The organism is Pseudomonas sp. Marseille-Q0931 (assembly GCF_940789645.1).
In the GTDB taxonomy this organism is placed as follows: Bacteria; Pseudomonadota; Gammaproteobacteria; order Pseudomonadales; family Pseudomonadaceae; genus Aquipseudomonas.
Map to the genome: position 1 here is coordinate 1 of NZ_CALNWT010000024.1, position 12437 is coordinate 12437.

A 12437-nucleotide genomic window follows, 5' to 3' on the forward strand; every position below is an offset into this window, starting at 1 on the left:
GCGGCAACATCAGGAACTGGGTGCTGGCACCAATCGTGTGCCTGAACCCGGAGCGGGAAGCGGTACTGCAGCAAACATCAAAGGCAGCGTGACACGCTCACGCGACAACTACCTTGAAAATCGCCGAGTGCCGAGTCGCTTGGCCGGAATCGAGGCGGCCACGCCTGCTTGATACTCGGCATCCATATCCAGAAAGCCTTCAGTGATGATGTTGCCGGGCAGAACCGCATTGACGGTAATGCCGTCCTTGGCCAATTCGATGGCCGCTGTACGCATGAAACCCAGCTGCGCTGCCTTGCTGGCCCCGTAGTGCACCCAGCCGGGCGAGCCGGTGACGGGGCCCGTAATCGATGAGGTGAGGATCACTCGACCGTATTCGGCTCGTCGCAGGAGGGGCAGGGCGGCTTGTACGCACAGGAAGGTACCTTTGGCATTGGTTGCCAACACCCGATCCCAATCGGCCTCGGTCAGGCTTTCCAAGGCCGAACTGGGAAAAATGCCAGCGTTACAGCAGAGCACGTCGAGACCGCCATGCAACTTCTCCAAGGTGCGCATCAGTGAGGACACGCAAGTGGATTCAGCCACATCGGTGGCCAGCCCCTGTACTTGCAACCCATCGGCGCGCATGTCAGCAGCGACGGTTTCGATCTTGTCAGCATTGCGGGCGGTGATTACTACGCGCGCGCCTTGAATAGCGAACTGCCTGGCAATTCCAAGTCCTATGCCACTGCTGGAACCGGTGACGAGGACACTCTTGTCACGTAATGACGAGAACATCTGCGCAGCTCCTATGCCAATTAAATTGATTGGCATGGTCAGTCAAATCATGGCGGTCTGCTTGACTGCCCGGCACATTTTTGTACTCAGAGGTCAACTCCTAGCGAAAAGATTAAGATTCTATTTGCAGCCAATGATTTATCTTTGGGCATGGAAAAATTGGCCGCGCCACTTGACCTTTTTGAGCTTGCCGCTCGTTCCAGGGGAGCCGATAGAGATAGGCCCAGTGGTCGCCTATGGGCCAAGTGGTATCTAAACATTGATAAGCTCATACATATCCACATCAGGATGTATGTCAAAAGACGGCATGGAGCTTGCTTGGATATCGGGCTTTTAAAACCGACTAAACGGTCCCATTAGCACGACTGCGAGGTTGCCATGCCACTTGTTACTACGCGGCGACTAGCCGATCAGCTTCAATCCATTGGAGTCCTTAGCTCGGCTGCAACGGGATTGGCTGAATTCATCCAGCAGAAAGGTGGAGATGCGGACCGAATTTTCGGTCATGCGGGTTTTGACCCGGAGCATTTGCAGCATCCAACATTGAGCCTGGATCTCAAGCAGTATTGCGCCGTTTTCGAAGAGGCCGCTCGCCAGACCCAGGATGACAATTTCGGTTTACGCTATGGCAATCAGTTCAAACCCGATAGCTTGGGCATGCTTGGCTATGTCGGCATCTGTTCGGAAACCTTGGGTGACGCACTGCGTAACATGATCAAGGTGTTTCCTATCCATCAGCAAGGCAGCCTGCTGCGGCTCGAAGTGGATAATGAATGGTGCCGGCTCGATTACCAGGTCCAGTACGGTGCGATCTTTCGCAAACGTCAGGACGCTGAATTGTCTATGGGCATGTTCACCAACTTGATGCGTCACGCACTCGGGCAAAAGTGGGCCCCTGAGCGGGTTCATTTCGAGCACCCTCAGCCGGAGGCCTGGCACGAGCACTGTAAAGCTTTCGATGCGCCGGTTTTCTTTGGTCAGCCCTGTAATTCGCTGGTGTTCAGAAAGAGTGCGCTGGAGAAGTCCATGCCTGATCGTGATAGTCGCCTGCTGGCCATCATCATGGAAAGCATGGACCTGTTGGCGCGCCAATGGGGCGATCAGCAGGGGGGGCACGGCATCATCAACGATGTTCAGGCGCAGATCCGAATTCAGTTGGCTGAGGGTGAGCCCAACCTCGAACAAGTGGCGGACCTGCTGAATATTACAAGTTGGAGTTTGCAGCGACGGCTAGGCGAAAAGGGACTGACCTTTTCTGCTCTGGTCGAAAAGGTGCGCCAGGAACTGGCCCAGTATTACCTGACTCGGACCAGCTTACCCATCTCTGAACTCGCCCTTCTGCTTGGCTATTCAGAAACCAGTGCCTTCTCGCGCGCTTTCCGGCGTTGGCATGGGGCAAGCCCGAAACAGTGGCGCAAGTCTGATGCGTGATCGATCGGCATCTCAGGACGCGATGCCGCCGCCAAAGCGCTAATTTTTGAAAATGTCCGGCTTTCGTTCATGGCTATCAGCGAAGCGCGACCTGGGCGAGTCCGTCGTTCAAATATCGCCGGCATAGATCAACGCTCTGCTTTGCCCAGTTCGGCCCAAGGTTGCGGACTTGCTGGGTATCAGCATGGGTCCCGGTCCACGCCAGAAGCTGGATGCGCCGCTGAATGATGAAGGTCGGAATCATGGCAATGTCATATGCTCCCAAGCGACTAACCGCTGCGTAACCGGCCAGCCAATGTTCGATCCAGCTATTCAGTCGATCATGGTGCTCGTAGAAGCTCAGGGCTGAGGCTAGGTCATGCATGTACCAGCCAAAGCCGCAGTCATCGAAATCGATAACGTGCGTGTGATCGTGATCGACCAATAAATTGGCCAAACGCAAATCGGCATGAATCAAACCGTAACGCCTGGCGTCCTGACCATAGCTCGCCAGCTCGCTCTCCACGCGTAACAACACCTCCTCGATCAAACCATGTGCGCTGCTGTCCAGATTAACCGCATCTCTCCAGTTGCCCCAGTGTCCCTCGGGGCCGACCATGCTTTGGTGGTTCCAGACAATTCGGCGAAAGTCGGCAGGACGCTGCCATTGCTGGCTGTGCTGATGCAGCTTTGCGGTTATGGCGCCCAGCCGCATGAAGGCACTGAGATCGATATCTGCCGTGGGCTCGGTCCCGGTGACCCAGTTGAACAGTACTAGATTAAGTTTCTTGCCAGCATCCACCTCAGCACTCTGCACATAGCGCCCATCCAGACCAATGATAGGGCGCGGTACTCGAATGCCTGAAGCTTGCAGGGCGCTCAGCCAGTCCAGTTCGCTCTCGATATCGTCCTTGTGGTGATACCCCAGCTTGTGCACGCGCAAGGCATAACGATGCCCGCTCGGTGTATCGATACGAAACGTAGCGTTCTCAGAGTGACACAGCAGTGTTACTTGCCCTTGCACATGAGGCGGGTAGCAGAGGGCGAGTGTGCGAGTCGCCACATCGTGCAGGGTCTGAAGGCCGATTTTTTCTTGTTGTTCGGTTCTCATATTTTCAGCTCCAGCGTGCTGAGGAAGTCAGCATCAGAATGGAGAGACTGTCCCGGGTGTGCTTGACCTTTGGAGGGGCGAATCTGACTGCAGAGGACAATTACGAGATCCAAGGTGAGAAGTTGACCGCAGCGCAGTTAACGAATCTGCAAAGGTCAAGTCGCGCAAACAAACCAGCGGCACTATTGCCAACACGCATCTGCGATCCGGATGTCGCTTTCGGTACTTCTTGCACGCCTAGCGAGGTCGTTCAGCATGTTGAAAACCAATGCTTTTTCGCCGGAAAGCAATAGCGCAGTCTCGCCGCGCACCCGCGAGATGATCGAGCGTCGGCACCGTTTGCTCGGCCCAGGCTATCAACTGTTCTATCAGAACCCCCTACACCTGGTGCGCGGTGAAGGTGTCTGGGTCTACGATGTCGATGGGCAACGCTACCTGGACGTCTATAACAACGTACCGTCGGTTGGGCATTGCCATCCGCACGTTGTCGAGGCCTTATGTCGCCAGGCGCGCCTGCTCAATACGCACACTCGTTACCTGGACGACAATATCCTCGACTTCGCAGAGAAACTGCTGGGCACCATGCCCACCGAATTGAGCCAGGCGACGTTCACCTGCACCGGCAGCGAGGCCAACGACTTGGCAGTGCGTATCGCCCGTGAATACACCGGCGGCACGGGTGTGATCGTGACCCGTTACGCCTATCACGGGCTTACCGCCAGTATTGCCGAACTCTCCTCTTCGCAGTTTTCGCAGATCGCGGCGAGCCCTGATGTGCGTACGGTTGAGGCACCGATACATAACCCTGAAAACCCCGAGGAAGTCGGCAGACGTTTCGCTGCCGATGTGCGTGCGGCGCTGGCCGATATGCGCAGCCACGGTATAAGGCCTGCGGCACTGCTGCTGGATTCATTCTTCACCAGCGATGGCGGTTTTTTCGAACCGTCCGGTTTTTTGTGCGAAGCCGTCGAGGCCGTGCGAGAGGCCGGCGGCCTGTATATCGCCGATGAAGTCCAGCCCGGCTATGGGCGCTCGGGGCGTCATATGTGGGGCTTTCAGTGCCATGGCCTGGTTCCGGACATCGTCACCCTGGGTAAGCCGATGGGGAATGGCCACCCCGTCGCTGGTATCACAGTCAAGCCGCAGATCCTGGAGCGTTTCGCCAACGAGTCCGGCTATTTCAATACCTTTGCTGGTAACCCGGTCTCGTCCGCTGTCGGCTTGGCGGTACTGGAAGTGATCGAGCGAGAGAGTCTCATTGCCAATGCCCACGAGTCCGGCAAGTTCATGCTCGACGGCCTCAAACGTTTGGCTATACGCCACCCGGTGATTGGTGATGTGCGCGGCATGGGGCTGTATCTGGGCGTCGACTTCACTGCTCCAGATGGCGCGCCTGATGCCGCGACCGCTGCAAAAGTGGTCAACGGATTAAGAGAGGAGCACGTGTTGATCGGCGCTGCCGGCCCGCACGTCAATACTCTCAAGATTCGCCCACCACTGGTATTCCAGCGCGAGCATACAGAAATCTTTCTGAACACCTTGGAGGGCGTACTCGAGCAACTCTGACCGGCGCAGCGCTACTGCGCCCGACAATCACAACAACAACGTCATGGAGAACACCATGATCTATGCGAAACCCGGAACCCCCGATGCTCTCTTCAAACTCAAGTCGCAATACGGTAACTATATCGGAGGCGCGTTCGTGCCTCCGGTCAAGGGCCAGTACTTCAGCAATACCAGCCCGGTCGATGGCTCGGTAATCGGCGAATTTCCGCGCTCCAATGCCGCCGATGTCGACAAGTCGCTGGACGCCGCACATGCCGCCGCCGATGCCTGGGGCCGCACCAGCGTGCAGGAGCGTTCGCACATCCTGCTGAAGATCGCCGACCGCATCGAAGCCAACCTCGAGCAGCTGGCCGTGGCCGAAACCTGGGACAACGGCAAGGCCGTGCGCGAAACCCTCAATGCTGACGTGCCCCTGGCCGCCGACCATTTCCGCTACTTCGCCGGCTGTATCCGCGCACAGGAAGGCAGCACTGCCGAGATCAACGACGGCACCGTGGCCTACCACTTCCACGAGCCGCTGGGCGTGGTCGGGCAGATCATCCCGTGGAACTTCCCGCTGCTGATGGCCGCCTGGAAACTTGCCCCGGCGCTGGCCGCCGGCAACGCCATCGTGCTCAAGCCGGCCGAGCAGACCCCGCTGTCGATCACCCTGCTGGCGGAAATCATCGGCGACCTGCTGCCGCCTGGCGTGCTCAACATCGTCCAGGGCTTCGGCCGCGAGGCCGGTGAAGCGCTGGCCACCAGCAAGCGCATCGCCAAGATCGCCTTCACCGGCTCCACCCCGGTCGGTTCGCACATCATGAAATGCGCGGCCGAGAACATTATTCCGTCTACCGTCGAACTGGGCGGCAAATCGCCGAACATCTTCTTCGCCGACATCATGAGTGCCGAGCCGGCGTTCATCGAGAAGGCTGCCGAAGGCCTGGTGCTGGGCTTCTTCAATCAGGGCGAAGTGTGCACCTGCCCGTCGCGGGCGCTGGTGCAGGAGTCGATCTACGACGCCTTCATGGCCGAGGTGATGAAGAAGATCAAGCAGATCAAGCGCGGCAACCCGCTGGACACCGACACCATGGTCGGCGCCCAGGCCTCGCAGCAGCAGTTCGACAAGATCCTCAGCTACCTGGAAATCGCTCAGCAGGAGGGTGCCCAGGTGCTCACCGGCGGTGGCGTAGAGAAGCTCGAAGGCGACCTGGCCAGCGGTTACTACATCCAGCCGACCCTGCTCAAGGGCAGCAACCAGATGCGCGTGTTCCAGGAAGAGATCTTCGGCCCGGTGATCGGTGTGACCACCTTCAAGGACGAAGCCGAAGCCCTGGCCATTGCCAACGACACCGAGTTCGGCCTCGGTGCCGGCGTGTGGAGCCGCGACATCAATGTCGCCTACCGCATGGGCCGTGCGATCAAGGCCGGCCGTGTATGGACCAACTGCTACCACCTGTACCCGGCGCACGCGGCCTTCGGCGGTTACAAGAAGTCCGGTGTAGGCCGCGAAACCCACAAGATGATGCTCGACCACTATCAGCAGACCAAGAACCTGCTGGTGAGCTACGACATCAATCCGCTGGGCTTCTTCTGAAGACTGGCATAGCCACTCCCTGAACGCCTTACGCCGCCGTGCAGGTGCGCGGGGGCCGTCATGAAGAGGACCCTGATCATGTCCATTCAACAAGAACAAACCGTCAGCCACGTGCGCGGTGTCGGAACTGAACGTGTCGATGCGCAATATTTCCAGAGCCGGCAGTTGAAGCAAGGTGCAGCGGGATGGATGCTGCTAATCGGCCTGGGGGTTGCCTATGTCATATCGGGTGACTTTGCCGGCTGGAATTTCGGTCTGGCTCAAGGCGGGTGGGGCGGCATGTTCCTCGCCACCTTGCTAATGGCAGCCATGTACTTGTGTATGTGCTTCTCCATGGCCGAGTTGTCTTCGATGATTCCTACCGCAGGTGGCGGTTACGGCTTCGTGCGCACGGCTTTCGGGCACTGGGGCGGGTTCTTCGCGGGCACGGCGATCCTCATGGAGTACGCCATCGCGCCGGCAGCTATCGCGGTGTTCATCGGTGCCTACTGTGAATCATTGTTCGGCGTCGGTGGCTGGCCGATCTATCTGGCGTTCTACACAGTGTTCATCGGTATCCACGTGCTCGGTGCGGGAGAGGCCCTGAAGGTGATGTTCGTCATTACTGCAGTGGCAGCCATCGCGCTTGGCCTGTTCATCGTGGTGTTGATCCCGCACGTCGATATCGCCAACCTGTTCGATATCCCGCTAACCGAAGTCAAGGGCGCCAGCAGCTTTCTGCCATTTGGCTATGTCGGAATCTGGGCTGCAATTCCCTACGCGATGTGGCTTTTTCTCGCCGTGGAAGGTGTCGCTTTAGCCGCAGAGGAAACAAAGAACCCCACACGCGACCTGCCACGCGGCTTGATCGGCTCGATGCTGGTGTTGCTGATATTCGCCGCGCTGATCCTCCTGGTAGGTCCGGGGGCAGCGGGTGCCAAGGCGCTGATGGATTCTGGCAACCCGCTGGTGGCGGCCCTGGAGGCGGTGTATGGGGGTTCGACCTGGATGAGTCAGTTCATCAACTTGGTTGGATTGGCGGGGCTGATCGCCAGTTTCTTCTCGGTGATCTATGCCTATTCGCGGCAGATCTTTGCCCTGTCGCGAGCGGGCTACCTGCCACGCAAGCTGTCGCTCACCAATCGCAACAAAGCGCCGGTATACGCATTGGTAATACCGGGGTTCATCGGCTTCGGTCTGTCGCTGACGGGGCAGGGCGACCTGCTGATTCTGGTCGTGGTGTTTGGCGCGACGCTGTCCTACGTATTGATGATGGCGGCGCATATCTCTCTGCGCATCCGGCGGCCAGACATGCAGCGCCCTTATCGCACGCCTGGCGGCATCGTCTCGTCCTCATTCGCTCTGGTGCTGGCAGCAGTCGCCCTGGTCGCCGGCTTCCTGGTTGATCCGAAAGTGATGTTGGGCACGGCGGCTGTCTACGCTTTGTTCATTGCCTACTTCGCGCTATACAGCCGTCACCATCTGGTGTCCGGCACACCAGAGGAAGAGTTCGCGGCTATTCAGAAAACCGAAGAAACGCCGCATTAGCCGCCAGGCGAGGCCTAACAGAACCTGACTCAGAGCTAACAATCAGCCACCGAAGGCTGGCCGCGCAAGCGCTTGATGGCTGCCCTTCCTACAGGAGAATCTTATGTCGATTTTCGAAACGGGCCTGGCGCCCTTGGCGGTTAATCACAAAGCACTGTCGCCGCTGAGCTTCATCGAGCGCACCGCTGCTGTCTACGGACAATACCCCGCGGTCATCCACGGCGTTATCCGACGCAACTGGCAAGACACCTACGAGCGTTGCCAGCGTCTTGCCAGTGCGCTCAGCCGCAGGGGCATCGGCAAGGGCGATACGGTGGCGGTTATGCTGCCCAACATCCCGGCGATGCTCGAAGTGCACTTTGGCGTGCCTATGATCGGTGCGGTGCTTAACACGCTGAATGTACGCCTCGATGCGCCGGCGATTGCCTTCATGCTCGAACACGGCGAGGCGAAGGTATTGATCACTGATCGCGAGTTCCACACCGTGATCCGTCAGGCCTTGAGTTTGCTGGCCACTCCGCCACTGGTGATTGATGTCGATGACCCGGAGTACGCCGCGGGTGAGGCTGTCAGTGAGCTGGATTACGAAGCGTTGCTGGCCGAAGGTGATCCACAGTTCGCCTGGCAGTGGCCGGACGACGAATGGCAGGCCATCTCGCTCAACTACACGTCCGGCACCACCGGCAACCCCAAAGGTGTGGTCTACCACCACCGCGGCGCCTATCTCAACGCGCTGGGCAATCAGATGACCTGGGCTATGGGGCACCACCCGGTGTACCTGTGGACCCTGCCGATGTTCCACTGTAATGGCTGGTGTTATCCCTGGACGGTTACCGCGCTAGCTGGTACCCACATTTTCCTGCGTCGGGTCGAGCCGCAGAAGGTGCTGAGTTTGATTCGCGAGCATCGCGTCAGTCACCTCTGCGGGGCGCCAATCGTGCTCAATGCATTGGTCAATTTGCCGGATGCAGACAGGGCGCTCATCGGACATCCCGTCGATGCCATGGTGGCTGGTGCTGCGCCGCCGGCGAAGGTCATTGGCGCGGTTGAGGAGATGGGAATCAAGGTCACTCATGTTTACGGGCTCACAGAAGTCTACGGGCCGGTGACGGTGTGCGCGTGGCATGACCAGTGGGATGAAAAAACGCTCGACGAGCGCGCCAGGATCAAAGCGCGCCAGGGTGTGCGTTATCCGACGCTCGAAGGTTTGATGGTGGCCGATTCGCAAACCTTGCAGCCCGTACCGAGCGACGGGATCACCATGGGCGAGGTCTTCATGCGTGGCAATACGGTGATGAAGGGTTATTTGAAAAACCCTGATGCGACCCGCGAGGCTTTTACTGGAGGTTGGTTCCACACCGGCGATCTAGCGGTGCGGCACCCGGACGGCTATATCGAAATCCGGGATCGGCTGAAGGACATCATCATCTCCGGCGGTGAAAATATTTCCACCATCGAGATCGAGGGTGTTCTCTATCGCCATCCTGCGGTGCTGGAGGCTGCAGTAGTAGCCCGGCCGGACGAGAAGTGGGGAGAAGTACCCTGCGCGTTCATCGCCCTTAAGGACGGGAGTGCGGACGCTCGGGAGGAGGACATCATTGAGTTTTGCCGCCAGCACTTGGCCAGTTACAAGTTGCCTAAAACCGTGGTGTTTCGCGATCTGCCGAAAACCTCAACGGGTAAAATCCAGAAATACTTACTGCGAGACTGGGTCAGGGCGCTCTGATGAAGCAGCACCGCTGCGGATGCGTCAACGACACAACGGGTAAATAAGGCTGTTCTCTAGAGGCGTTCTGCCTTGAGGGAAGTGATGTCCGAAGCTGTTGCGACACATCTGAGCAAGACCTTCGTTCAATCAGGTAGTAGTAGTTGGGATGCAGAGCCTGGCATAGACATTGGGTCGAATAGCTTGTTTAGAGGTGGCGGCAACAGGCGAACCTCAAACGACTCTTCGGCAATGTTCGCGACAGTCTTTCTTGGGCTGTCGCGCTCGATCCTTGTCTGACCGCTTCAGTGTGATTTTTTGATTAGCACTGGTTGTTCATGCTCCTTCGAGGGGGCAGCAAGCCTACAGCCTCATTGCAGCGGTTCCAGCGCGAAGCGCTATGCCTCAACAGGCCTGCTCCGCACTTCACACCTTCTGAAGTGATCGCCGCAACCTGATACAAGCGCCGCAGAATCATCCAAGCCAAGGGGGAATCTCCTCTGCAAGAGTTATTTGACCACCCGGCGGCAGTGGCCTGCTGGATGCGTTAATGACCATCGACAGATCGACAGGTAACCGCTATGAGCAATCCAAAAACCGAAGTCCTCACCCCCCTCAACAGCCAGCTGATCTTCATCGACCAGCAGCCGCAGATGGCCTTCGGTGTGCAGAGCATCGACCGCCAGACCCTGAAGAACAACACCGTTGGCCTGGCCAAGGCGGCGAAGATTTTCAACGTGCCGACCATCATCACCACGGTCGAGACCGAAAGCTTCTCCGGCCACACCTACCCCGAGCTGCTCGCGGTGTTCCCCGATGCGCCGTTGCTGGAGCGCACTTCGATGAACTCCTGGGACGACCAGAAAGTGCGTGACGCGCTGAAAAAGAACGGCCGCAACAAGATCATCGTCTCCGGCCTGTGGACCGAGGTGTGCAACACCACCTTCGCGCTCTCTGCCATGCACGATGCCGGTTACGAGATCTACATGGTCGCCGACGCCTCCGGCGGCACCTCTCAGGCGGCCCACGATTATTCCATGCAGCGCATGATCCAGGCCGGCGTGGTGCCGGTGACCTGGCAGCAAGTGTTGCTGGAATGGCAGCGTGACTGGAAGAACCGCGATACCTATGACGCCGTCATGGCCTTGGTCAAGGAGCACTCCGGTGCCTACGGCATGGGCGTCGACTACGCCTACACCATGGTCCACAAGGCGCCCGAGCGCGTGCAGCACGGCCCGGTTCTGGCGCCGGTGGCGGCGCCCATCTGAGCCAAGACGGCGGAAACGCCTCCGACTCGACCAGTGGCGCGCATTGGTGCGCGTCGCTGGATCGGCAAAACCAAGGCCTCGATCAGAGTTGCCAGCATGAGAGAGATGCAAGCGGACACCGTCACCCTGGTGGTGCGCCATCAGGTTCGTCCCAACCACGTGCCACATTACGAAGCTTGGTTGCGTCGCGTCATCGCTGCTGCCAGCCAGTGCCCCGGCCATCTCGGTGTCGACGTGGTACGCAGCCGTCAGCCCTGCGTGGCGCAGTTCACCTGTGTGCTGCGCTTCTCCAGCCTGCAGCAGCTGCAGAGTTGGATCGATTCTGAACAAAGGCATCAGTTGATCTCTGAGGTTGAGCCGTTGTTGCGCACCGGCGACCAGTTGGAGATCGCCCAAGGCAAGGAGTTCTGGTTCATACCAGAAGCCACGCAGATGCCGCCGCCAAGGTGGAAACAAGCCTGCGTCACCTTCCTAGTGATCCTGCCGCTGAGTGTGCTGGTGCCGCTGCTTTGGCAACCGTTGTTCCACCGTATCCCCTGGCTCGGCGGTTACGTGCCGAGCAACATTGTCATCACCCTGAGCATCGTCCTGCTTGTGGTGTACCTGTTCATGCCCATGGCCACGAGGCTGTTCGCCGCCTGGCTGAGCCCAACCGTAGATGAGGATCGATCATGAGTCAGGATCCCTCCGACCCGAAGCGCCGCCATTTCCTCGCCACCAGCAGCGTTCTCGGCGCCGCTGGAGCCATCTGGTCCGCCCTGCCTTTCGCAACCTTCGCCAGTACCTCTTCCATCCGCTCCCAAGGAGGCTCCATGAGCGCTGATCTGATCCTGTTCAACGGCCGTCTGCACACGGTCGATCCCGAAAAGCCACATGCCAGCGCCGTTGCCATCAAGGACGGCCGCTTCGTCGCGGTTGGCAGTGACGCCGAGGCCATGGCCATGCGCGGTGACGCGACCAAGATCGTCGATCTGCAAAAGCGCACGGTGATTCCGGGCCTGAACGACTCGCACCTGCACCTGATCCGCGGCGGGCTGAACTACAACCTGGAGCTGCGCTGGGAAGGCGTGCCGTCCGTTGCCGAAGCGCTGCGCATGCTCAAGGCCCAGGCCGACCGTACGCCGACGCCGCAGTGGGTGCGTGTGGTCGGTGGCTGGACCGAGTTCCAGTTCGCCGAGAAGCGCATGCCGACCCTGGAAGAGATCAACCGCGCGGCGCCGGATACGCCGGTATTCATCCTCCACTTGTACGACCGTGCGCTGCTCAACCGCGCCGCACTGCGCGCTGTGGGCTACGACAAGAACACCCCCAACCCGCCGGGCGGGGAGATTCAGCGCGACGCCAACGGCAACCCCACCGGCATGCTGATTGCCCGCCCCAACGCGATGATCCTCTACGCCACCCTGGCCAAGGGGCCGAAGCTGCCGCTGGAATACCAGGTCAACTCGACCCGCCAGTTCATGCGCGAACTCAATCGCCTGGGCGTGACCAGCGCCA

Annotated in this window: 10 protein-coding genes; 8 read left to right on the forward strand and 2 right to left on the reverse strand. The window is 59.1% G+C overall.

The window, feature by feature from the left end; all coding sequences use genetic code 11:
• Positions 1 to 108: 108 nt before the first annotated feature.
• Positions 109 to 777: an SDR family oxidoreductase gene (locus P3C50_RS24000; RefSeq protein ID WP_275547877.1), complete on the reverse strand. Its 669-nt coding sequence runs from the start codon at positions 775 to 777 to the stop codon at positions 109 to 111.
• Positions 778 to 1155: 378 nt separating this feature from the next.
• Between P3C50_RS24000 and P3C50_RS24005 the strand changes: the two genes are divergently transcribed.
• Entirely contained in the window at positions 1156 to 2208 is a 1053-nt protein-coding gene (locus tag P3C50_RS24005) for an AraC family transcriptional regulator (protein ID WP_275547878.1), read from the forward strand.
• Between the two features lie 76 nt (positions 2209 to 2284).
• Here the strand turns inward: P3C50_RS24005 and P3C50_RS24010 are convergent, their stop codons facing one another.
• Complete coding sequence (locus tag P3C50_RS24010) at positions 2285 to 3298, reverse strand: phosphotransferase enzyme family protein (protein ID WP_275547879.1); 1014 nt, start codon at positions 3296 to 3298, stop codon at positions 2285 to 2287.
• 255 nt (positions 3299 to 3553) lie between these two features.
• Between P3C50_RS24010 and P3C50_RS24015 the strand changes: the two genes are divergently transcribed.
• The 7 genes from P3C50_RS24015 to P3C50_RS24045 all read left to right on the forward strand — a co-directional run.
• Positions 3554 to 4864, forward strand: coding sequence for an aspartate aminotransferase family protein (locus P3C50_RS24015; RefSeq protein ID WP_275547880.1), 1311 nt, complete (start codon positions 3554 to 3556; stop codon positions 4862 to 4864).
• 55 nt (positions 4865 to 4919) lie between these two features.
• Entirely contained in the window at positions 4920 to 6440 is a 1521-nt protein-coding gene (locus P3C50_RS24020; protein WP_275547881.1) for an aldehyde dehydrogenase family protein, read from the forward strand.
• 78 nt (positions 6441 to 6518) lie between these two features.
• A complete protein-coding gene (eat, locus tag P3C50_RS24025) occupies positions 6519 to 7967 on the forward strand; it encodes an ethanolamine permease (RefSeq protein ID WP_275547882.1) in 1449 nt (482 codons plus the stop codon).
• Positions 7968 to 8070: 103 nt separating this feature from the next.
• Positions 8071 to 9693, forward strand: coding sequence for an acyl-CoA synthetase (locus P3C50_RS24030; RefSeq protein ID WP_275547883.1), 1623 nt, complete (start codon positions 8071 to 8073; stop codon positions 9691 to 9693).
• A gap of 560 nt (positions 9694 to 10253) precedes the next feature.
• Entirely contained in the window at positions 10254 to 10940 is a 687-nt protein-coding gene (locus P3C50_RS24035; protein WP_275547884.1) for a hydrolase, read from the forward strand.
• 96 nt (positions 10941 to 11036) lie between these two features.
• Positions 11037 to 11615 (forward strand): antibiotic biosynthesis monooxygenase, encoded by a 579-nt coding sequence (locus P3C50_RS24040; RefSeq protein WP_275547885.1) that lies wholly within the window; start codon positions 11037 to 11039, stop codon positions 11613 to 11615.
• A gap of 137 nt (positions 11616 to 11752) precedes the next feature.
• Positions 11753 to 12437, forward strand: a 685-nt coding sequence (locus tag P3C50_RS24045) for an amidohydrolase (protein ID WP_275547752.1), incomplete at its 3' end; no start/stop codon positions are given.

Excerpts from the sequence above, each read along its gene's own strand:
- P3C50_RS24030 (WP_275547883.1), top strand. The coding sequence starts at position 8,071 with ATGTCGATTTTCGAAACGGGCCTGGCGCCCTTGGCGGTTAATCACAAA.
- P3C50_RS24005 (WP_275547878.1), top strand. The coding sequence starts at position 1,156 with ATGCCACTTGTTACTACGCGGCGACTAGCCGATCAGCTTCAATCCATT.
- P3C50_RS24020 (WP_275547881.1), top strand. The coding sequence starts at position 4,920 with ATGATCTATGCGAAACCCGGAACCCCCGATGCTCTCTTCAAACTCAAG.
- P3C50_RS24000 (WP_275547877.1), bottom strand. The coding sequence starts at position 777 with ATGTTCTCGTCATTACGTGACAAGAGTGTCCTCGTCACCGGTTCCAGC.
- P3C50_RS24035 (WP_275547884.1), top strand. The coding sequence starts at position 10,254 with ATGAGCAATCCAAAAACCGAAGTCCTCACCCCCCTCAACAGCCAGCTG.
- P3C50_RS24040 (WP_275547885.1), top strand. The coding sequence starts at position 11,037 with ATGAGAGAGATGCAAGCGGACACCGTCACCCTGGTGGTGCGCCATCAG.
- P3C50_RS24010 (WP_275547879.1), bottom strand. The coding sequence starts at position 3,298 with ATGAGAACCGAACAACAAGAAAAAATCGGCCTTCAGACCCTGCACGAT.
- P3C50_RS24015 (WP_275547880.1), top strand. The coding sequence starts at position 3,554 with ATGTTGAAAACCAATGCTTTTTCGCCGGAAAGCAATAGCGCAGTCTCG.
- eat (WP_275547882.1), top strand. The coding sequence starts at position 6,519 with ATGTCCATTCAACAAGAACAAACCGTCAGCCACGTGCGCGGTGTCGGA.